The 22572-nt window shown below is 40.4% G+C and carries 14 protein-coding genes and 1 pseudogene; 9 read left to right on the plus strand and 6 right to left on the minus strand.

What is annotated here, in order from left to right:
• Positions 1–413: 413 nt before the first annotated feature.
• The gene (locus tag ACKVDP_RS10000; protein WP_409228700.1) at positions 414–998 is read right to left on the minus strand and encodes a TetR/AcrR family transcriptional regulator; all 585 of its coding nucleotides are present in this window, start codon (positions 996–998) and stop codon (positions 414–416) included.
• Between the two features lie 293 nt (positions 999–1291).
• Between ACKVDP_RS10000 and ACKVDP_RS10005 the strand changes: the two genes are divergently transcribed.
• From ACKVDP_RS10005 to ACKVDP_RS10015, 3 genes are all read left to right on the plus strand, one after another.
• Positions 1292–2461: an IS110 family RNA-guided transposase gene (locus ACKVDP_RS10005; protein WP_409228701.1), complete on the plus strand. Its 1170-nt coding sequence runs from the start codon at positions 1292–1294 to the stop codon at positions 2459–2461.
• Between the two features lie 269 nt (positions 2462–2730).
• Positions 2731–5358: a phosphoenolpyruvate synthase gene (gene ppsA, locus ACKVDP_RS10010; RefSeq protein WP_409228702.1), complete on the plus strand. Its 2628-nt coding sequence runs from the start codon at positions 2731–2733 to the stop codon at positions 5356–5358.
• Positions 5359–5422: 64 nt separating this feature from the next.
• Complete coding sequence (locus tag ACKVDP_RS10015; protein ID WP_409228703.1) at positions 5423–6712, plus strand: MFS transporter; 1290 nt, start codon at positions 5423–5425, stop codon at positions 6710–6712.
• 568 nt (positions 6713–7280) lie between these two features.
• Here the strand turns inward: ACKVDP_RS10015 and ACKVDP_RS10020 are convergent.
• On the minus strand, positions 7281–8030 hold the full coding sequence (locus ACKVDP_RS10020) for a response regulator transcription factor (protein ID WP_409228704.1): 750 nt from the start codon (positions 8028–8030) through the stop codon (positions 7281–7283).
• 335 nt (positions 8031–8365) lie between these two features.
• Between ACKVDP_RS10020 and ACKVDP_RS10025 the strand changes: the two are divergent.
• Together ACKVDP_RS10025 and ACKVDP_RS10030 are read left to right on the plus strand one after the other, a co-directional pair.
• A pseudogene (locus tag ACKVDP_RS10025) lies at positions 8366–9205 on the plus strand (3-methyl-2-oxobutanoate hydroxymethyltransferase).
• Positions 9206–9235: 30 nt separating this feature from the next.
• On the plus strand, positions 9236–10162 hold the full coding sequence (locus ACKVDP_RS10030) for an SDR family NAD(P)-dependent oxidoreductase (protein WP_409228705.1): 927 nt from the start codon (positions 9236–9238) through the stop codon (positions 10160–10162).
• Positions 10163–10392: 230 nt separating this feature from the next.
• On the opposite strand, the gene ACKVDP_RS10035 is transcribed toward ACKVDP_RS10030, so the two are convergent.
• Entirely contained in the window at positions 10393–12327 is a 1935-nt protein-coding gene (locus ACKVDP_RS10035; RefSeq protein ID WP_409228706.1) for a 4Fe-4S dicluster domain-containing protein, read from the minus strand.
• Complete coding sequence (fdhF, locus tag ACKVDP_RS10040; RefSeq protein WP_409228707.1) at positions 12327–14363, minus strand: formate dehydrogenase subunit alpha; 2037 nt, start codon at positions 14361–14363, stop codon at positions 12327–12329. The genes ACKVDP_RS10035 and fdhF overlap by 1 nt, the downstream gene beginning before the upstream one ends.
• 304 nt (positions 14364–14667) lie before the next feature.
• Here fdhF and ACKVDP_RS10045 point away from each other — a divergent pair, with 304 nt between their 5' ends.
• Both ACKVDP_RS10045 and ACKVDP_RS10050 read left to right on the plus strand, forming a co-directional pair.
• The gene (locus ACKVDP_RS10045; protein WP_409228708.1) at positions 14668–16002 is read left to right on the plus strand and encodes a DEAD/DEAH box helicase; all 1335 of its coding nucleotides are present in this window, start codon (positions 14668–14670) and stop codon (positions 16000–16002) included.
• 217 nt (positions 16003–16219) lie between these two features.
• Positions 16220–16912, plus strand: coding sequence for an aspartate/glutamate racemase family protein (locus tag ACKVDP_RS10050; protein ID WP_409228710.1), 693 nt, complete (start codon positions 16220–16222; stop codon positions 16910–16912).
• 111 nt (positions 16913–17023) lie between these two features.
• Here ACKVDP_RS10050 and ACKVDP_RS10055 read toward each other — a convergent pair whose 3' ends face one another.
• On the minus strand, positions 17024–17743 hold the full coding sequence (locus tag ACKVDP_RS10055) for a CPBP family intramembrane glutamic endopeptidase (protein ID WP_409228711.1): 720 nt from the start codon (positions 17741–17743) through the stop codon (positions 17024–17026).
• A 153-nt stretch (positions 17744–17896) separates the two neighbouring features.
• Here ACKVDP_RS10055 and ACKVDP_RS10060 point away from each other — a divergent pair, with 153 nt between their 5' ends.
• Positions 17897–18985, plus strand: a complete 1089-nt coding sequence (locus ACKVDP_RS10060) for a hypothetical protein (protein ID WP_409228712.1) — start codon at positions 17897–17899, stop codon at positions 18983–18985.
• Positions 18986–19058: 73 nt separating this feature from the next.
• Here the strand turns inward: ACKVDP_RS10060 and ACKVDP_RS10065 are convergent, their stop codons facing one another.
• Complete coding sequence (locus tag ACKVDP_RS10065) at positions 19059–20537, minus strand: peptidoglycan DD-metalloendopeptidase family protein (protein ID WP_409228713.1); 1479 nt, start codon at positions 20535–20537, stop codon at positions 19059–19061.
• A 337-nt stretch (positions 20538–20874) separates the two neighbouring features.
• Between ACKVDP_RS10065 and ACKVDP_RS10070 the strand changes: the two genes are divergently transcribed.
• Positions 20875–22464, plus strand: coding sequence for a BMP family lipoprotein (locus tag ACKVDP_RS10070; RefSeq protein WP_409228714.1), 1590 nt, complete (start codon positions 20875–20877; stop codon positions 22462–22464).
• The last annotated feature ends 108 nt before the right edge of the window (positions 22465–22572 follow it).

Raw genomic sequence — 22572 nt, forward strand, 5'->3', positions numbered from 1 at the left:
TTTGCCAAATACCCAATATTGATACAAATAAACAAGATGCTGGTGTTCGATTTTAAGTAAAGTGGTAACGGATAGGAGCATATGGTACTAGCTAATGCTTTGTCAAATATATCTGCCCCAATTAAAAAAACCTCGGCTAGGTCTCAATTGAGAACAGCCGAGGTTTTTAACAGATTTATTTCTAATATTCTGGTGGCAGCGCCATCATCTCTTCATAGTTATACACAGGACCATCAACGGACATGTAGTGGCCTCCAACTTTATAGTGGCCGCATTTTCCAGGACCGCACCGAATTATTCTTAAGATGGATTATCACTACTATTTGATGACTCATGATTAGCTTAACAAACCTTATATTTTAAGTTGATGACGTTTAGTATTGTATTGGAAATACGCAACTTAATCTAAGCTATCAATCAATTAGCTGGTCACTAGATCCAAATAGACCATAAAAGAATAATTTTCCTAAATCAATTTGTATCTTCTTATTCAAGTTTGACATCAGAGCTTGATTGATTGCACGAATGTAAATCAATATGGATTCAGAAGAAATATCTTTGTCAAGAGAGCCCTCAAGTTTACCTTGATCGATTAACTTCATAAATAGAGGGATGGTTTTGGTTTCCCCATACTCATCTAGAAACTGCTTTATAAGTGGATCGTTTACAAATTCTACCTGACTAAAGATTTCATTGAAGTTATTACCCGCTTCACTTGAAATAGAGCGCATCTTAGTAATTTTTTCCTTAAAGGAAAGTTCGCTTTTGACTAATGATTCCAAGTCTCTCATGGTATCATCCATCAACTTAAAGTAAACTTGTCTTGCCAAATTCTCTTTGCTTCCGAAATAGTTGTATATACTCACCTGAGATACATTTGCACTTTTTGAGATTTCTGAAATGCTAACATCCTTTATGCCCTTTCTTGAAAAAAGCTGAAGTGCAGCATTTAAAATATCTCTCATTTTGTTTGATTTTCTTATTTCAAATCCATTCATTTATTTCACGTATAATCCAATTAACCTCTTTAATAGGGGGTGTTGGATTATTTCTCCTTTCTCCCAAATTATTTGGGTATTATCTATTACTCCGTTATTATAATGATAAAGCACTGTGGATTTGTTTCTATTTTGCTACAGCTTTGACTGTTTTGAGGTGACTCAGACCACAGCTTTTCGTCTTCACTGGTAATTGGTTAGTTAACGCTTTGACGTTTGTATTTACGTGATTCCATGGCCGGAAACCTTGTGGAAAACAACAGTGCTAAATATTATTGAAGGAGGTATTTCTAATGTTCTATGTCGGAATCGACATCTCTAAGTTCAAACACGACTGTTTCATTGTTACTGAAGCAGGCGAGGTTGTTTGTGATTCTTTTCCCATCAAGAGCGATTCTGATGGGTTTACAGAACTCTTGTCTGTTCTAGATTCTCTTGATCCTAAAGAGAATGTAAGAATAGGGTTTGAATCTACTGGTCACTATGCTTTAAACCTGAAGTTATTCCTCGAAAAAGCCCACTACAGCTTCATGGAATTTAACCCTGTTCTTCTCTCAAAGTTTAACAAGTCTCAGTCTTTAAGGCGTACCAAAACGGATGCAATTGATTCCATATCCATTGCCCGCTGGCTTATGACGGTTGATTACAAACCCTATCCAATAGGATTTTATCATACCTACGCGCTTAAGTCATTAACTCGTCTTCGTGACTCTCTTGTTAAACAGCGAAGCTTTTACATGGTTAAGATTACAAATGTCCTTGATCATGTCTTTCCTGAGTTTAAGCCATTTTTCAATAATCGGTTTAGCAAGACTGCTATCTACCTTTTAGAGAATTATGGTTCTGCCAAAAGTATTGCTAAGATGAATACTAGGTCCTATGATGCTTTGCGCAGTATCTCCAGAGGAAAATTCTCTATGCAAAAATTCCTAAAGCTCAAAGAATTGGCCAAGAATACAGTTGGCTGTGATCATGAACTTTTCACTTGCCAATTGAACAGTCTGCTGTCTTTGTATAAGCAATTAGCAAATGAGATTGCATCTCTTGAGAGGCAAATTGAATCTTTAATCGCTGAAATTGATCCCAAAACTTTATCAATACCTGGTATTGGTCCTCTGTCAACAGCTGTTATATATGCTGAATATGGTGATTTCTCAAAATTTAATTCCCCTGCTCAGATGCTTTCGTTTGCAGGGCTTGAACCAGGTTATTATCAATCAGGGACGTCGGAACATGGTGGCGGTATGGTTAAAAGAGGTTCTTCCCATCTTCGCTACACCTTGATGAATCTTTGCATTCCATTGATTCAATACAACATAACATTTGCGGAGTACTACCACAAGAAGCGTAATGAAGGTAAATCACACCGTGTGTCATGTTCTCACCTTGTTAAGGAGTTGATTCGAGTCATCTTTACTCTTGAAAAGAATGGAATTGATTTTGATCCAACAAAACTTCGCTGATTGTGTAGTGGCAATCAGTAACACTAAAGTCTGATTGCTTTTTGAAGTGATCTATCAAAAGGCTTGTTTCGTATGCCCATTTTTGTTTCAGTATTTTTTCAATAAAAATCATTGACTTTTAATAGTTAGTCACCTCACTATTAGTGTAGCAATATTTATGAAATATATCAAGAGAATATTTCATAAATATATTGACAGTACAATCCTAATAATATAATATGAAATATATAGAAAGAATATTTCATAACTCTGGCATGAGGAGGATTTGTATGAGTTCATATGTGCTTAATTTCAATGAGATTGATAGAACACATCTTATGGTTGTTGGAGGGAAAGGATTTAATTTGGGGGTGCTATCCAAAATTGATGGGATAATGGTCCCCGAAGGCTTTTGTGTCACAACAGGAGCGTACAGGAAAGCAGTGGAAAATATTGATGGTTTTAAAATACTGCTAGATCAATTATCGTCACTAAAAGCAAGAGACAGAGCTAAAATCAAGGAAATTAGCAGTAAGCTTCGCACAGCTATTGAAGAAAAGGAAATCAATAAAGAGATTGAGATGGAAATCATCAATAGTATATCCAAACTAGGTCAAGAGCATGCCTATGCTGTTCGTTCAAGTGCCACAGCTGAGGACCTGCCGTTTACTTCTTTCGCAGGCCAGCAAGACACTTACTTGAATGTGGTAGGTAGTGATTCAATCATAGAACATGTTAGGAAGTGTTGGGCATCACTATTTACAGAACGTGCCGTAATCTACAGAATACAGAATGGATTTGATCACCGCAAAGTATATCTATCAGTGGTGGTTCAACGAATGATTTTTCCTGAAGCTTCTGGCATCCTATTTACTGCTGACCCTGTCACATTCAACCGTAAAGTCATTTCCATAGATGCTAGCTTTGGACTTGGAGAAGCCATAGTGTCAGGTTTAGTTAATGCAGACAATTATAAAGTTCGAAATGGAAGCATTGTTGATAAGAAGATTTCCACAAAAAAAACAGCAATTTATCCTCAATGCAATGAAGGGACAGAAGTATGTGAAATAGAAATGGATAAACAGAATGATCAGACACTTACAGATGAACAGATCTTACAGCTTGAAAAAATTGGAAGACAAATTGAGACAAGCTTTACCAAACCTCAAGATATCGAATGGTGCTTGTATAAGGAGAAATTCTATATAGTTCAAAGTAGGCCCATCACTACTTTATATCCTCTACCGAAAGCTGAAGATAATAAAAACCGTGTATATGTATCCTTAGGTCATTTGCAGATGATGACTGACGACATAAAGCCATTGGGGATGTCGTTTTGTCAAATGCTATCTTTCTGGTTTGGGCAGAATCTTAAGTCGGCTGGCGGGAGACTTTTTATAGACGGGACATACGACCTATCATCACCTATTGGGAGAAGAGTGTTAATGTCCAGTACAGGTAATGCGGACATATTGATGAAGAATGCTCTTGTTAACCTGATGAAGAGGAAAGATTTCGTTAAAGGGCTCCCAAAAGGAAAAGGTACAATAAGCTCAGGAACAGGAGCACTGACATGGATTGTACCAGCGATTAAAGTGTACAGAAAAAATGATTCTGACACCATAAAAAATATAATTGCCTACAATGAAAAGCTCATAGACGATATGGAGAAGCAAATCAGAACATTATCAGGAGAAAAGTTGTTTGAATTCATTTCACAAGATACTAAGGAAATAAAAGGTGTACTGACTGGTCCTGAAAATATGAAGATGATGGTGGTTGGGGGGTATGTCACCAACTGGATAAATAAGAAAATGGAGAAATGGCTGGGAGAAAAGGGTGTTGCTGATATTCTTTCCAAGTCTGTAGAAAACAATATCACAACTGAAATGGGATTTGCACTTTTGGATGTAGCTGGTATTGTTGGGAAATATCCAGGAGTAGTCGAATACTTGAGGAATGCATCAGATGAGACTTTTTTTGAGGACTTAAGAAAAAAGGAAGGTGGAGAATTTGTTGCTGCAGCCCTGGAGGAGTTTCTGGTAAAGTATGGCATGCGTTGTCCTGGGGAGATAGATATAACGAAGCCTCGTTGGAGTGAGAAACCAACTGCACTGGTTCCAATGATTCTAAGTAGTATTAAGAGTGTTGAACAAATCTCAAGTACTGAAAAGTTCGACCAGGGACGTAGGGAAGCTTTGAATATGGAAGAAGAGCTATTAACTAGACTAAAACAATTGCCTGGTGGAAAGGGCAAGGCGAAAAAGACAAGAAAGATGATTAGGGTATTAAGAAATGTGATTGGATTCAGGGAATATCCTAAATATTCCTTTATTAAGCGGTTTCAGATCTATAAAAACGCACTTATGAAAGAAGCTGACGCATTGCTGGAAAAAGGTCTAATAAAGAAGACTGAGGATGTTTATTATCTTTCTTTTCATGAATTTTGGGAGGTTGTAAAGACTCAAAATCTTGATTATACAATTGTTGAAGAAAGAAAAAGAGACTATGATTTATATGAGAATCTGACGCCTCCTAGGGTAATGACTTCAGAGGGAGAAGTGATTTCAGGACAGTATAATACCAACAATATACCTGAAGGAGCTTTGGTTGGAGTGCCGGTTTCATCGGGAATCGTTGAAGGAACAGCTAGGGTTGTGATGAAGCTGGAGGATGCAAACATTGAAGAGGGAGATATACTAGTGACATCATTCACGGACCCTAGCTGGACTCCGCTGTTTGTATCAATCGAGGGATTGGTGACAGAGGTAGGGGGATTAATGACCCATGGGGCTGTTGTGACCCGCGAGTATGGCATAGCGGGAGTGGTAGGTGTTGAAAATGCAACTATGTTAATAAAGGATGGGCAACGAATTAGAGTTAATGGTACGGAAGGTTATGTGGAAATATTAGAATAGAGATGAGTTTATATTCTATTGAATCAATATCGATGACTATCCTAAAGGGAGGGTGTGCTGCCTCTTGAACAGTGAGAATAGCAATGGGAATGAACGTGAAAATAGGAAAGGTCCTGTAAATATCAACTTTATTCTATTCCTATTCGGGAGAGTAGTATCCGACACTGGAACCAGTATCCAGATGATGATTATGCCCCTATATATTATTGACGCGGGTGGAACGGCTGCAACCGTGGGAGTTTTCTCCTTCCTATCCTTAATGCCTGCACTACTTGTATATCCTTTTGCAGGAGTAATTGGAGACCGCAGGAATAGAAAGATAATTATGGTTGTAACAGATTTCGTTAATGCAGGAGCTATTTTAGGATTGGCACTGCTATCTAATTGGGGTGTAATGAGACTATCATTCCTATTAATTGTACAGGTGGTTATTTCATTAATGAACGGATTGTTTGAACCTGCCACAAGGGGTATGCTACCTCAATTGGTAAAAAAAGAGGAGTTGACCCGCCATAATTCCATAGTTGCATCCACAAGGAGTGCTTCTATACTTCTGGGGCCAGTCATAGGGGCCCTATTGTACGCAAGTTTTGGAGTGACACTGGTATTCGTTGCAAATGGAGTTTCATTTATGATATCCGGAATTAGTGAGATGATAATTCGGTATACCCATATTAAGCAGGAAGCGCCAGATGGTCCAAAGGGAATGCTTAATGACTTGTTTGAAGGTGTAAGATTTGTTTTACAAAACAAACTTATACGTAAGTTGAGCTTCTTTCTTTTAGTAAGCTATTTTGTCATACAACCAATTTTCAGTGTGATTTTGCCATTGTTTTTTAAGAAAAGCTTATCATTTTCAGATGCGCACTATGGATATCTGCAGACAATCATCATACTGGGTGCATTAATTGGGAGTGTCATGGTTGGGTATCTTTTTGGGAAAGAAGTAAGGATGTCCAAGCCTCTGGTTATGGGAAGCAGCATTCTATTGAGCTCTATGTTTATTTTCTCGATCTTGCTTTTTCCAAAAAGCTTGTATATATTTGGGAATGATTCGACCATCTATTTCATTTTACTGGCATCTATTCTATGTATGTTCAGCGCTGGAAGTATGTTCATATCAATCCCTGTTCAGTCCTTTATTCAACAAGCAACTCCAAATGAATATATGTCCAGGGTCTTTTCATTGGTCAATATGATATCTCGCGGTGGAATACCATTTGGTGCATTGATGTATGGAACGATTCTAGAAAGAGCTGAAATGCACTGGACAATGTTGATTACCACAGTATTGATGATCTTTGCAATGACAATGTTACTGATTTCTCTATCGAGGTCATATAGCGATAGATAGGGTATGTCCAGTATCCAACCAAGAATAGATTCACCATTGTTTAGAATGGAAATCTCTTATTTTGTATTATTGTAAGAAGTAAGTATTATAAAGTTAGATGTAAAAATCTTTATAAACTAAAAACCTCGACCAGGTCTCAATTGAGAACAGCCGAGGTTTTTAACAGATTTATTTCTAATATTCTGGTGGCAGCGCCATCATCTCTTCATAGTTGAACACAGGACCATCAACGCACATGTAGTGGCCTCCAACTTTAGAGTAACAGCATTTTCCTGCACCATAGAGCATAAGAGTCCTAAGTATTTTTAGAATGTTAAATATGCAGATTATATTTAAGGCCTGAAATATGGTTATGAGCAAGTAATCTCTGAATAAAAGCTATAAAAGTCTTGAAAGGGAAATTCTCTCTGATAGCTTTGGAATACTCAAGCTTTATACTGCCTTCAAGGTTTCTTGTTATTAAAATCAATAGTAAATCAAAAACACGGGACTCAGATTAAGAGTTCCGTGTTTACCATTTTAGCCAATAATAATTAAGTGTTTATATAAATGCTGGTTGGATAATAATCTAGCCGAGCAATCTAACCAGAAGTTCCTGCAAGTTGGAGACATGCATTTTCTGGTAGATGTGAGATATGTGCTTATGAGTAGTAGATTGGGAAATATGAAGAGACTTGCTAATCATAGTCGGCGAAACTCCTTGGCATAGAAGATTTACAACCTCTATCTCCCTCTCAGTCAATTCCGTAGTATCCCAGGAGATTTGATCAATACCCTTCTGAACTGTCTGCTGATGGAAATAATTCTTATGAAGATTGTTTAGCAACGGAATTAACAAAGACAAAGTTAGTAATTCGTTATCTGTAAATTTTTCGTCGTTAGTTTTATCAAGGGCAAATACGGTTCTAGGCATACCATTAAGATCATATAGGCAAAACCCAAGGGAGTATTTCAGACCACGGGGACGAACATAGTCAGGAACAAATTCAGTAGAAGCTTCCTTTTCCCATTCTATTACATTTATTGTAGGTTTGTTTGGATTCTCTCTAGGATTTTTACTAATGGAGTATCGTGCATTTTCAATCTTTGAATAGTATTCGAGGTACATGGTGCTCCAATGTTTGTCAATATTCATGAGATATTGATTTTGTACCCTTCTATTTCCATCGAGAAAGTAAATGAGTGACTGATCAAAATTGCATAGCTCTTTAAGGTTATTCATAACAGAGATTGAAAATGACTTTGGGTCGCTCTCATTTCCGCAGGAGATGGCAAAGTCATAAATTTTTTGCCAAGGAATATTTGGATTAGTATTCATCTTCATTACCTCCAAATTCCACATTAAAAGACTAAATGTCTGAAACCATTTCTATAGGGTAGATTCGAATCTAGCATGTATTGTTAGTGTTAATCAAACGTATCTATTTATTATATCAACATACAAGTAGTTTGACAATTCTAAAAACTGATTATATTTAATACTCATGTCTGCCTATTATAAGCAAATATTGTTTCTGATATCATTTGAAGTGAGATAGTAGCAAGAAAAAACTGGAAAGATACCAAAGGGATTATTAACAAATGATGAAAGGAGAAAAGAAAATGGAAAAAGAAGAAATGAACAGAATGTACAGTCCTTTCCCCAAGATGTCTATGGCAAAAAAGGGACGTAAGACGATTCACTACCTACAGAAGCTGAAGGAAGAGGGAACACATATTGTACAGCACTGCCCGAGTATGCTGGGGCCAATGTTTACAATGGCTGCTGAAATGGCGGGCATTGATATTTGTCGTCTACCTCCATCCAATGGAAGAATAGGACCTGATGAGGCGTTGAAACGTTCAATGGAATGGATTGGAGAAAATCGCAGCGTTGCTCCACGCATCCATATCAACTACGTAACTGATACAATTGCCTTCACTTCCAAGGAAGAAGCATTAGCAAACTTTTCCAGATTCCATATTGCGGGTGCTGACTCCGTTTTACCTATGGGAATCAACAACGAGACGCTTGAATATGTAGCAAATAATCATGTAATCGTTTATGGACATGTAGGAGCTATTTCAGGTTGGCAAACCATGGGCACACATGGCGGATATAAACTGCTGGGTAAAACTGCAGAGGATGCAATGAAAATTTTCAGACAAGCCTATGAATATCAGGAAAGTGGTATGAAGGCCATGTCTATTGAATTAACGCCGACCTAGGTAAGCAACGCTATAGCGAAGAAACTCCGCGTACCAGTGATAAACATAGCAGCCGGGGGTGCTTGTGACGGAAGTGAAATGGTTGATGCTGACCTATTTGGACTGATGGCTAAGCCTGCCACCCACGCCAAGACATATTCTTACTTCTTGAAATTTGCCGCTGAAACCTATGGAGCCTGGGCAAATGATGTCAGAACAGGAGGATATCCAGAAGATAAACATGGATTCCATATGGAAGAAAAAGAATTGGACAAGTTTTTGAATGAATTGGAACAAAAATATTAATTGTAATTGTAAATTGGGGGGGTAGTTAATATGAATATTGATGCCCAAGACATTTATTCAATGGCTCAAAAGAGCACTGCTGGACTAAGCAGTTTGACAGAGGTTTTTTATGAAGATGTGGTCGGGAAAATAGCTATCGTAACTGGAGGTGCAACAGGACTCGGTTATAATGTAGTAAACCGTTTGGTAGAGGCTGGTGCCAAAGTTGTTATTGCATCCAGGAAAGATAGTATTGGTAAAAAAGCTGAAGCTGAACTCCAATCAAAAAACTATGACGTAAAATGGTTTCAAACAGATGTAAGTAAGGTTGAGGACTGCTATTCAGTTGTAGATTATACAGTCAAACAATATGGTTGTGTAGATATTGTCGTAGCTAATGCCGCAATTTGGTCAATGTATTCCTTTTTGGATATGCCTGAGGAAGCTTTTGATGCTGTTATAAACACCGACCTAAAAGGTGAATATTTTATAGCTCAAGCCGCTGCACGTATCATGGTAGAACAAAAGAGAAAAGGAAAGATAGTGTTTATTTCCTCCGTGGCTCATAAGGGTTCAGATGCTGCAAAGTTAGGAATGATGACTCACTACAATGCAGCAAAAGGAGCAATAGTAAGTATGACAAAAGGGATAGCTAAAGAGTTGCGTCAATATGGGATTAGTGTAAATTGCATTGCTCCTGGTGGAATGCTCACGGCTGGCGCATTGACTAACAGTACAGAGGCAAGCAGCTTTTATGGTCAAGAACTACTGGATGAGCGATCAAAATATGGGCGAGAGACACCCATGGTTACAAATCCAGATGAAGTAGCCCTTGTAGTATTTGCAATGTGCACAAAAATGTCTGATTTCATTGTTGGAGAAACAATTGATGTGGATGGAGGCTCATTGTTAAGCTTTCAGGCTAAACCTTGGAGCTATAACATAGAAGGATGCATACCTGGTCCAAAAAAAGAATAATATCCCAAGAACAATCCCCCTTAAGCATTTGACTCTAGGGGGATTGTTTATTAAGAGATTATAGTTAGGTTACTAGGGAGCGGTAGGGTGATTAATATTGCTTTTTAAAGCTTTATTTGTTATTCTTACCGCTGCACTCTTATCTAGAAGGCAGAGCTAGTAGCTCTGCCTTAAAACATGTTCAAAACCGATAGATTAAATATCTCAAGAGTTTAATTTGGTCCACAATTCTAATATTCTGGTGGCAGCGCCATCATCTCTTCATAGTTGAACACAGGACCATCAACACACATGTAGTGGCCTCCAACTTTACAGTGGCCGCATTTTCCTGCACCGCACCGCATATGGGTCTCAAGTGTAACAAGTATGTTTGTTGGCTTCATGCCAAGATCCATCAGGTCTCTTGCAAGCTTCTTGATCCTTTCTGGAGATGCACATAATAGTGCGGTAGTGTTCGACCAGTCAAGGTCAAGGTCCGGAAGTAGATCATTTACATAGCCACTATATGCATCCACCTTATCAGTTGGGTCCTTCAATGCATATTTTACCGTCAGGTTCGGTACCTTGGCCCACTCTATCATTTCTTCCTTGTAAAGGAGCTTCTCATATCTGAGGGCACTGGCCATTACAAAGACCTGCTTGAAATCCTCGTGGTTGACCATAACAGGTTCAATTACAGTTCTTAGAGGTGCCATGGCAACTCCAGATCCAATGAATATAAGGTTTCTTCCTTTAAGAGATTCATATGGGAAGGCTCTTCCATAGGGCCCCCTCAATCCAACCTTGTCCCCTTCCTTCATCTGGAATAGCTTGTCTGTTACTGAACCAACGTTCTTAAAGTCAAATACAAGCTCATCAGTCATTTCTGGTCCGTAGGGTATGGATAGTGGGACTTCTCCTTCTCCAAAAACCGTTACCTGGAAGAACTGGCCTTTGTGCTCATAGTTCTTGTGCAGATCAGGGTCGTCGTACTTCATGAAAAGTCGCTTGATATCAGGAGTTTCCTGCTTCACCCTGGTAATTGTTGCTACATCTGGAGAAAACAGTCCGTTTTGGGATTTTATTTCCCGGTCCATGATCTCGTGACGTATCTTGGTGATCTGGTGTATTGCAGGTGGCTCAGGATTTTCCTTTGCAGCCTTTTGGATCTTCCCAATGATGTCGATTATGCTTATATAGGTTGGACATACATCTGTGCATCTTCCACAGCCGGAGCAGCCCTTGTAGCCAAATCTCTCCTCAATGTATTTCAGCTTGTCATAGATTCTATACCTAACCCTTGAAATGGCATCCCTTGGATTGTGGTGCTCAGCATTTCTTGTGAAATGGTCGATTTGACAGGAATCCCAATATCTGACACGTTGTCCATGATTCTCGTCCAGGTTTTCCTCAACGACATTGAAGCAGGTACAGGTCGGGCAAACGTTGGTGCATCCCGTACAGCCAATACATGCATTGGCTTCATCAAGCCAAAAGTCGGCATTGAAGGTTTTTGCCATGTCATCCCAAAGGTTTGTCAGATCCATCTTTAGCGGGAAGCTTTCCTCAACCCTTGCCATCAGATCGTTCTTTTCCTCAAGAATACTGTCATCTATCTCCGTGAAGAATGATTCTGCCTTGTTAATTAGCTCCTGTCCCCTTGGGGTGTCCACTTCCACCAGGTAGTGGGAATCAAATGGGGTGAGGGCAAGGTCATGACCCATGGTGGAAAAAACTCCAGTTCCAACTGAAGTGCAGAAGCAGTGTTGACCTGCCTTAAGGCAGTTTACTGCAATTATGGTTGTCTCATCTCTTCTTGACTTGTAGTTTGGGTCTGGAAATTCTCCCAGGTAGAATCTGTCAGTATATGCAATACCGTAGGTATCACAGGCTCTGACGCCGAACAGGATTCTGTTCTTGGAATGATTATGGGCAAGACCCTCCACTTCCATCTCTTCTCCGTCAAAACACCACTTGAACAGGCCTTCCTTCTGTTCAAAAACCATCTCTTTAACCGGCAAGGTCAGATTGATGTAGTCCTCGGTTCGTTCGCCTTCCCCTAGAGGCAACAGTTGGATATCCCTTCCCTTGCCGACAGGAACATATACAGAACTGTCCTCATTCCAAATGTCCAGCACCTGGTCCAGGTTGTCTCTATTTAGTGTATACAGTCTATTTGCTTCCATTATTCCACCTCGATTCTTACGGCCGAAACCTTCAAGGCCGGGATATTTATTATTGGATCCAGATTTTGCCCCGTCAGTCTGTTTGCTGGTGATTCTGCAAAATGGAAGGGAACGAAAAGCGTCTTCTCATTTATGCGGTTTGTTATCAATGCCGGTGCAACAATACTTCCCCTTGCAGAGGTGATCCTTATGGGTTGATGGTCCTTTATTCCCAGTTCTTCAGCATCCTTGGTGTGTATTTCAACAAACCCTTCAGGATACTCCAGAGCCAAGGTCCAAACCTTACGGGTCATGGTACCTGTATGGTACATATGGGTAACCCTTCCAGTCGTGAGGATAAATGGGTATTCCTCACTTCGCTGGTCTCCAATATACTCAAAATCATTTACTGTAAAGAGCCCTTTGCCTCTTTTGAACTCGCCAACGTGAAGAATAGGAGTTCCTGGGTGATCCTTATCCGGGCATGGCCACTGAAGTCCAACCTCCTGTATACGGTCATGGCTGATGCCTCCGTAAATTTCTGTAGCTGCATTGATTTCGTCCATTATGTCAGATGGACCTTCGTAGTTTACATCCATGCCTATTCGCTTCATGATTTCCACCATTATTTCCCAGTCTGGCTTGGAATCTCCAATTGGTTCAATAACCTTATGTATCATCTGTACTCTTCTATCAGTATTGGTATAGGTTCCATCCCTTTCAAGGAAGCTGGAAGCTGGCAATACAACATCTGCAAACTCAGCGGTTTCAGTCAGGAATATGTCCTGTACCACAAGAAATGGAACCTTCTCCAGACAGTGTATTGTGTGGGTCTGGTCGGGATCCGAAAGCACAGGGTTCTCTCCCACTATGTAGGCTGCCTTCATTGTACCTTCGTCCATGAGGTTGAACATCTGGATGATGTTTCTTCCCCTAAGGCAGGAAAAGTCTCCCCAGACCTTGGTGAAGCGTTCCTTGGTTTCTGGCCATTCAGGTCGTTGATAACCAGGCAGGAAATCAGGCAAAGCACCCATGTCTCCGGCTCCCTGGACATTGTTCTGCCCACGAAGTGGATTGATACCAGTGGAAGGTCTACCCACATGTCCAGTTATCATGGCAAGGTTTGCCAGTGCCCTGATGCTCTTGACAGCTGTAGTTTGTTGTGTCACTCCCATGGTGAAGAGGATCATGGCCTTGTCGGTTGTAGCATATTTACGGGCGAATTGTCTGATGGTATCTGCTGGAACCTTGGAAATGGATTCAGCCCATTCTGGAGTGCAATCCTTGACGGACTCCTTCATCTCTTCATAGTTTTCCGTTCTGTTATTGATGAATTCCTCATCAATTAGATTTTCTTCAATGATTACATGGATCATTGCATTGATCATCGGCAAGTTAGTACCTGGCTCGATGGGAGCATAGCCATGAGCAAAGTCTGTAAGTCGAATTTTCCTTGGGTCAACTACATAAAGCTCTGCACCCTTATCAAGTGCCTCAAATATTCTTGTACTGGCCAGTGGATGCTGCTCAGTTGTGTTGGAGCCAATAACCATGATCAGCTCAGCATCGCTGATATCATTCATGGTGTTTGTTGCGCCACCTGTTCCGAATGAAGTAGAAAGACCTTCTACCGTCGGACTGTGTCAGAGGCGGGCGCAGTGGTCGATACTGCTTGTCTTAAGGCCGGCCCTTGCCATTTTGGCCATGAGATAGTTCTCCTCGTTGGTACACCTTGCTGAAGAAATAAGACCAATTCGATCGGTATTGTCTTCATCCAACATGGCATTTTTAAACCCTTCTGCAACCCTGTCCAATGCCTCATCCCAGGTTGCTTCTTTGAATGTACCGTCATCCTGGCGAATCAAGGGACTGGTTAGACGACGTGAATCCCTTACAAATGCAAACCCATGCCACCCTTTTGAACAAAGTCTTCCTTTACTGACCACGTGATTATAGCTTGGTGAGATGCCTAGAATTGTGTCATCGTCTGCCACATTCACATAAATACCACAGCCACAACCACAATAGCCGCAAGTGGTTTCTACACGTTTCAACAAAATCCCTCCTTCTTTTAAATTGGATAAATTTCATAATATTCACTCTATAATTTTACCATACAGTCATGATTAATAGCAATCATAGTTAGGCTATCCATTTCATTTTGGAACAACTAATGAAAGCGAAGGGATCCGTTTTCAGTGCATTTTCTGTCCTTGAGACCTAGGATATTTGCACCAATCCCAGTTATGGTGTATAATGGTTCAGCACTGATTGAAATAGAAGGAAGCCAGGTAAAAGTAAAATAATATATGTGTTAATACAGATAGTGAGTCTTAATGCCATATCAAAGGAGAAGTTATATTGTCATTTAAAGAATTAAATTTAATTGAGCCAATTCAGAAGGCTTTAAAAACTGAAGGGTATTCAGAGCCTACCCCCATACAGGTAAAGGCCATTCCACAATTGTTAAAGGGGAAGGACCTGCTGGGTTGTGCTCAAACAGGGACAGGTAAGACAGCTGCCTTTGCAATCCCCATACTACAGGGGATACATTCAGAAAAACAATCAACCAAGGGTAATAGGCAGATAAAGGCACTGGTGGTTGCACCCACAAGGGAGCTGGCCATACAAATTTCAGAAAGCTTCAGATCTTACGGAAGAAATCTTGGATTAAGGACCTTGGTCATATATGGTGGTGTCGGTCAGAATCCGCAAACCAAGGAATTGCGTCAAGGAGTGGACATTCTGGTTGCAACACCTGGAAGATTGCTGGATCTTATCAATCAAGGCTTTGTAAGTCTTAAGAACATTAAATACTTTGTGCTGGATGAAGCAGACATGATGCTGGATATGGGAATGTTAAAGGATGTCAGAAAGATTATTGCCTTTATACCAAAGGTCAGGCAGACTATGTTCTTTTCAGCAACCATGCCAACTGAAATCGGTGAATTGGCCAAATCCATATTGAATGATCCGGTTAGAATAGATGTCACACCGGTATCATCCACGGTTGATATAATAGAGCAGGAGGTATATCCTGTGGACAAGGGAAATAAGACCAATTTGCTCATTCATATACTGAAGGACAAGAAAATCGAATCCGCATTGGTATTTTCAAGGACCAAGCACGGTGCCAATAAAATAGCTGCATCCCTTTCGAAAGCAGGGTTTACAACTGAAGCAATACATGGGAACAAATCTCAAACCGCAAGGCAGTTGGCATTGAGTAATTTCAAGAATAGAAAAACAAGGATACTGATTGCAACGGATATAGCTGCAAGAGGGATAGATATAGACGAGCTTTCACATGTCATAAACTTTGACCTGCCTGAGGTACCTGAAACTTATGTCCATAGAATTGGCAGGACTGGAAGAGCTGGTCTGGGGGGCAAGGCAATATCATTTTGTGACTATGGAGAAAAACCATTACTTCGTTCGATTCAAAAACTTACCTCAAAACCAATTGAAGAGGTAACGGATCATCCATATCCACTTGTGGATACGACCATCAAGCCAAAGGAAAGGTCAAGCAGAAGACCTTCCACTGCTAAGTCATCTCCATCAAACGAGCCTAAGCAAAAGGGCAAGGAAGCTAAGAACGGCAAGGTTAGAAGAGAGAAAAGAGCAAACGAATCAAAGAAAACAACTTCAAAGAAAAATGAAAAGAGGAAAAATGTTCACTGGAGTAGCAGGTAGCAGGACATAAAATCTCAAGTATTGACATAAAAGCCAGAGTGATTAATCACTTTGGCTTTTTTCAAGAGAATTTACCTTGTTGCAGCAATATTCATTTACATTTCAGATTCACAGAAACTCAAATGTATTCCGCAAGTAAGAATATGCTCCTGGAGCACAGAATTGCTAGAATATATGGTAAAATGTGACTATAGAATTGAAACAAGGGGGAAAATCGATGAAAAAAATGGGATTGTTAGGTGGAATGAGTTGGGAATCCTCACTTGAGTACTACAGGATAATCAACAAAGAAGTAAAATCCAAGCTAGGAGGATCTCATTCAGCCAATTGTCTGATGTATTCCTTTGACTTCCAAGAGATTGAGGATCTTCAGCATAAGGGAGAATGGGAAAGACTAAAAAAATTGATGGTTGATGAGGCAATGAAGCTGAAGAAGGCTGGTGCTGAGTTTATTGTGATCTGTACAAACACCATGCATCTGATGGCCCCTGACATTGAAGAGAACACGGGTTTGAAGGTGATCCACATAGCAGATGCAACAGGGGATGAGATAATCAAGAGGGATGTCAACAAGGTCTTGCTCCTTGGGACAAAATTTACAATGGAAGGAACCTTCTACCGGGAAAGACTTGAGAAAAAAGGTATTGAAGTTCTAATACCTGGTGAATCAGATAGACAGGTAATTCATGATATCATATACAATGAACTGATCCTTGGAAAATTTAATCCGGAAAGCAGACGAAAATATGTTGATATAATAAACAAAGCAGCTGATATAGGTGTAACTGGGGTTGTACTGGGTTGCACAGAGATTCCATTGCTGATTAAGGATAAGGATGTGGACATTGAGGTATTTGATACCACTGAAATTCATGCAAAAGCTGCTGTTGAGTATGCCACAGAGGATTAACCATTCAATATCAGTGTGTGAGAATAGATATTTTCTGCATAAGACTGATACCGATGGAATATAGCATCATGTAGTGCCCAGGTGCTTAAGAAAGTTTTCCCAATGGTTGAATCAAGTTGCAAAGAATGAGAGGATTATGGTTGATCCAACCATAATAACATTGCTGTAGCTATGCATGATCATGGGGTAATACATGCTGCCGCTTTTTTCATAGCAAATGCCATAGAAAATGCCAAGCACAAATGAAAGAAACAACTGTGATGCATTATATGTTATTCCAAAAGGTTCAAAGGAGAAGCCCATATGGGCCATTGCGAAAACCACTGCTGCAAGAAGATTTGCCAGGCTGATATGTTGTGAGATAGTTTTTCCTTTTATTAGCATGGTAAATATTGTGATGGCAAAACCCCTAAAAATCAATTCCTCTGAAGGGCCAGACAATAGAAGTTGAAATCCCATATAGCCGGCAATGTTTTTTTGGGTCAATGGGAATTGAAAGGCCTGGAAACTGTTGGTCAAAATCAATATGGCGAAGGATACAAGGGTATATATTGTAAAGTATTTTATGAACCTCAAGGTTATCATCTTGCCGATGTTTTTTTCTCCCCATTTGAAACCAAAATCCAAATTGAATTTTTTAGTCAGCAATACCATGATCAATATAAAAACAGCTGCTTGAAAAATGTGATGCACTGAAATCCAAGCAAAGGAATCATCGGGATCAATGGCAGAGTAGTCAAACAGGCTGGCAAAAAAGCCAGCAGCTCTTGGAACAAAGAGAATGAAAAAGGATGTGGCAATAGTGAGGGTTAGATTTTTAACATTTTCCATGACTGCCTCCTTTGTGCAAGCCTGACACTTTATTCAGCATTAGTGTATCTTAATTGAGGTTCAAAATCCAGACATAATCTTCAAAAGAGCGTTACAAACTGAAAAAGCATTGATATGAGGCACGAAAAAAACTTTGAATTGGAGGCTGATTTTATGGAAGTGAAGACATATGCCATCATAAATCCTTTTAAGATCAATATCGACCCGATGGAAAGATTACTCCTCCTGAACTTTGAAAAAGATCCGGATGCATTGTATATTGGATTTGAGCCCCAGGTATTTGAGGATAATATTCATGGAAAAGGTCATATCGTGATTGGATGGAGAGCTGATGGCAGGGTGGATGTCTATTATCAGCGGAGTTTGAAACTTGATCCCAGAACGTATGATATTGCAGGCAAAGGACTGGCTGATATGGTTGAAACAGAGTTCACCGCAGCGTCCTATGAAGTCAATGATTTTGGAGTTCAGGCATACTATGAGTTTAACACCATTGACAATAGACCAGTATTAATTAGAATCAGTGAACAGAACCCCAGGAAGAGAAAGCCATTTGGCTTGCTTGCCCCTATGGGTGATGCTGCAGAAAATCCTTCTGCGATGCCACTGGTGCTTCTGAATGACTTTTATTTCATACGTAAGAACAATACTGAAGCCAAAATAAGCATTGACGGGAAACTGCACAAGCTTGACGAATTGCCTGTTCCGATGGATGGCACAAGAATGTTTTATGCGCGTTACAGTACAGAACCTCTCATTGCAACCATCAACCCTGCTTGTGATGATGAGTTGAAACCTTTTGAGATTGAGCACCAACAAAGGGTGGCAAGCTTAGAGGATCAGGATATCGAGCTGGAATGGCTTGAAGATAAGCCTTACATAAGGAGAATTACACAAAAGAATGGAGTCCACCCGGTGACTGTGTCCTTTAAAGGAGCTTTTCCAGACATCAGATTCTTGAAAAACAATACTGTATTCAGCGGAGAGTTTGAAATAAAAGGGCATCCTTCCACTGGAAAGATTGGTGGTAACTATAAGGTTGAGAAGAATGACGCAATAAAGATTAGAATCATCCCTGCAAAGGGATGGGAGCCAATCCCCACGAAATTATCACTTCGCCTCATGTACAGTGTGGCTAAAATCTTCAAAAAGTGGCCAACGACATATGAGTGGACGGCACATATCCAAGAGAGTGGAAACGGAGTCTATCATATGCGGTCGAGATGGGACAGGAAAAGGTAGTGAGTAAATAAGAATTAAGATAACAAAAGAAATACCAGGGACAGTCCCTGGTATTTTTGCGTTGTGCCATAAATCATTTCATTAGCTCCTGGTAATTGTTTTTGGTAACCGGTTGATTGTAGATCAGATATCCAGGCTCCATATTGATTGCATAATGGGACATGGTGAAATGCAGGTGAGGTCCAGTTGAGAACCCGGTAGATCCAACCCCCCCAATCAATTGACCCCGTTTTACCATATCACCTTTTGACACAAACATTTTCTCGAGATGGAAATAGACACTAAACAGTCCTTCCCCGTGGTCAATGACAATGCTGTTTCCAGTCAAGGTAAGGTTCATGGCCAAGGTGACCTTGCCTGAGTTGGTTGCAAGAACATCTGTATTGGTTGGTGCGGCAATATCAAGCCCGGAATGCCTGTAGGTTGTCGGGGCACCGTTTACAGTTCGAGTTTCACCGAATTCAGTTGTTATCCTTCCCTTTGTTGGCAATATGAAGGGGTCAGAATAGTACTTGACCGAAGATGAGACCTCACGGGAAGGGTTGAAGTATTTTCTGTACTGGGTGTAGGCTTCCTCATTTCTAGTGCTTGCTTCCACATTTGGGTCCACCGTCAGGTATTGTACCCTGAAATCCCTTGAAACTATTTCAACGTTCTTTGTTATTGTGTCTCCAGTGCTTGAATCAGTCAGCTTAAGGCTGTAGACTCCCGGTGAGGTATGGTAATTGGTTGGGATGTAGCCGTGTATCACTCCACCAGAATCATACCATTTGAACCCAGGGTAAAGGTTTTGTACCAGTGACAATCCGGAAGGACTGCTTGCATGATATACGTTTATCCTTATCATGTCTCCCTGCTGAAGTCTGTCCTTTGAAACTGTTACATTCACCGGAAGGGATTCATTCTCAATTATTCCCTGTCTAAGCAAAAGCCTATAGGTAATGACAGCGGCCTCTGCCCTATTGGCAAATTGGTCCGGGGCAAAGGTTCCATTTGGATAGCCTGATATTAGCTCCAATGCAACAGAGGCGATGGCATTCTTCCTATAATCGGGAGAAACAGAACTGAAGTCGCTTAATCCTGTGCTTGCCTTGTAAAGGGCGGAAGAATCGATTTTGCCACCAGATTGGGTATAGGCGTTGACCACTATACTTGCCATTTCCTCTCTGGATATGTTCCTGTTTAATGCTGTTTCATCCATATTGCCAAATTCATTCGAGCTTATAAGACCGCTTCTGATGGCAGCTTCAATATATGGTTGTCCCCAGAACTCAACACTTTTCCTACCTCGCACATAGGTCCCCTGAGAGTTTACTATAAGTGAAATGAATTCTATTCTTTTTATATTGTCATTGGGCTTGAAGGTTCCATCAGGATATCCTGAGATGGCCTTGTAATCGGAAACCGTCTCCACATAGGATTTTGCCCAGTGGTTGTCCACATCCCTAAAGCTTGCAGCAAAGGAGGGTGAAGAGCCAGCTGCTACTGATGAAACAATAATGCAAAGAGCCAGGATAAGTATGAATACGCGGTTACTATATCTTTGGGACATATTGTGCACTCCTTTCAAGAAACCTATGCTGATATCTACTCGTACATTAACTATATTATATCTCATTTGACTGTGTCATTTCATTACAAGGAAATGACAATAACTATTTTCAGGAAACCATCCTCAAGTGCAGTTGGTTTCAATTATACTCGAAACCCGTGAAGGATTAAAAGGATACAAAGGTTATTTAGTCAGTTAAAGCGGGTATTATTAAATAGAGAAGCTTTAATCAAAGTTTTTCCTAGAAATAGATATCAACATGGAAATGGTCAAGTAATCCTGGTTTTTAAAGCTTTAGGTATCAGCTGCATTGGTTTAGGTGAGAGGAGGAAAGGTTATGAAGAAAACAAGGGTAATCTCCTTATTGTTGGCATTGTTACTTATTATTACAATCACACCAGGATATGGTCAGACAATACTACATGATAAAGAAGCTAGAAGTCTATATGAGCTTAAGCTATTTCAAGGGGTAAGTACATCGGAATTTATTCCTGATCTGGGAAGTATGAGCAACAGGGAGCAGGCAATGACAATTATTGCAAGGGCATTACAGTGGGAGCTTGACATCAATGAGAGAAGTCCTTTTGGCGATGTAAGTGATTGGGCCCAGCCATATGTAGCAAAGGCCTTCAAAATGGGAATAACCAATGGTATAAGTCCTTCTGAATTTGGAGCAAAACGAAATGTGACCCAAAGAGAGCTGGCAACCTGGATGCTGAGGGCATTGGGGCATGATGGGATTGAAGCCTGGGAAAGGACCGCAGAGCTCAGTGGATACATCGGAACAAGGCTGGATGCATCGAGGATGAATGTTCCAATAAACCGTGACGTGCTTGTGGGAATGCTATTTTCCTTCATGAAGGAAGGGAAAGAGGTGTCCGGGAAGGAGACGTTGATACAGCAATACATTGAAAAGCATCCTGAGTATGAGTCCATAGCTAGAAGGCATGGAATGATTCCTTTTGAGGGAGAACAGATTGAAATGACTAGCATCGGCTTGGTTCTTGATCCTCTGGGAGTTGAGGAAAGTAGTATAAACAGGATGGCTTGGGAGGGTATAAAGAGATTCCAGCAGGAGAAGGAGTTTGTAAATACCTACAGCTTCTCGGCAGCTCCATCGGATTCCGATTTGATGTGGCCATTTAATGAGGAACTTGCAAAAGAGAGGGATGTAATTATTGCAGTGGGATTTATTTTTACGGATCCCATAGATCATTTTTCGGATTTGAAGCCAGACAAAAGATTTATTCTTATTGATGCATATATTGAAAAGCCAAATGTAACAAGTGTACTGTTCAAAGAGGAAGAGGGTAGTTTCCTGGCTGGTGTCGCAGCTGGAATGAAGGCTGTTGAATCAGGAGCAGAAAAGGTAGGATTCATCGGGGGAATTGATTTTGAACTGATTCAGAAGTTTGAAGCGGGATATGAGGCTGGAGTGAAGGCTGTAAGTCCATCAATCGAGGTAGTGATTGATTATATTGGAAGCTTTACAGATGAGTCCTTGGCTAAAGAATCAGCAGCTAGAATGTATGATGTTGGAGCAAATGTAATTTACCATGCGGCAGGTCCTGCTGGCATGGGAGTAATCGAAGAGGCAAAGTACAGGACAGAAAGTGGTAAGGCTGTGTGGGTAATAGGTGTGGATGTAGACCAGTATGAGGATGGGTTATATGATGGGGGCGAGTCAGTGGTGCTTACCTCCATGGTCAAGAAATTTGACAATGTAGTGTTCAATTCTTGCGAACATGTAATTGTTGAGGGATTGAACGGAGCCACCTTGTTTTTTGGTATTGACAATGATAGTCTTGGATTGCCTGATGTAAATCCTAATCTGAGTCAGGACACGATCCAAAAGATCGATGGATTCAAGGATAGGATCATTTCCGGAGATATTGAAGTGCCATTGGAGCCAACAAGACTAAGGTAGGCCACAAGTTAAGTGGAGTGAAAAGATACCAGGAGGACATTCCCACCTGGTATCTTTTATTTATCAGGATAGTGGGTAGAAGTATTACATCAAGGCAGGTACAAGGAG

This window comes from Gudongella ferriphila, assembly GCF_046224405.1.
GTDB lineage: Bacteria > Bacillota > Clostridia > Tissierellales > Tissierellaceae > Gudongella.

Excerpts from the sequence above, each read along its gene's own strand:
- ACKVDP_RS10000 (WP_409228700.1), bottom strand. The coding sequence starts at position 998 with ATGAATGGATTTGAAATAAGAAAATCAAACAAAATGAGAGATATTTTA.
- ACKVDP_RS10005 (WP_409228701.1), top strand. The coding sequence starts at position 1,292 with ATGTTCTATGTCGGAATCGACATCTCTAAGTTCAAACACGACTGTTTC.
- ppsA (WP_409228702.1), top strand. The coding sequence starts at position 2,731 with ATGAGTTCATATGTGCTTAATTTCAATGAGATTGATAGAACACATCTT.
- ACKVDP_RS10020 (WP_409228704.1), bottom strand. The coding sequence starts at position 8,030 with ATGAATACTAATCCAAATATTCCTTGGCAAAAAATTTATGACTTTGCC.
- ACKVDP_RS10030 (WP_409228705.1), top strand. The coding sequence starts at position 9,236 with ATGAATATTGATGCCCAAGACATTTATTCAATGGCTCAAAAGAGCACT.
- ACKVDP_RS10035 (WP_409228706.1), bottom strand. The coding sequence starts at position 12,327 with ATGGAAGCAAATAGACTGTATACACTAAATAGAGACAACCTGGACCAG.
- ACKVDP_RS10050 (WP_409228710.1), top strand. The coding sequence starts at position 16,220 with ATGAAAAAAATGGGATTGTTAGGTGGAATGAGTTGGGAATCCTCACTT.
- ACKVDP_RS10055 (WP_409228711.1), bottom strand. The coding sequence starts at position 17,743 with ATGGAAAATGTTAAAAATCTAACCCTCACTATTGCCACATCCTTTTTC.
- ACKVDP_RS10060 (WP_409228712.1), top strand. The coding sequence starts at position 17,897 with ATGGAAGTGAAGACATATGCCATCATAAATCCTTTTAAGATCAATATC.
- ACKVDP_RS10065 (WP_409228713.1), bottom strand. The coding sequence starts at position 20,537 with ATGTCCCAAAGATATAGTAACCGCGTATTCATACTTATCCTGGCTCTT.
- ACKVDP_RS10070 (WP_409228714.1), top strand. The coding sequence starts at position 20,875 with ATGAAGAAAACAAGGGTAATCTCCTTATTGTTGGCATTGTTACTTATT.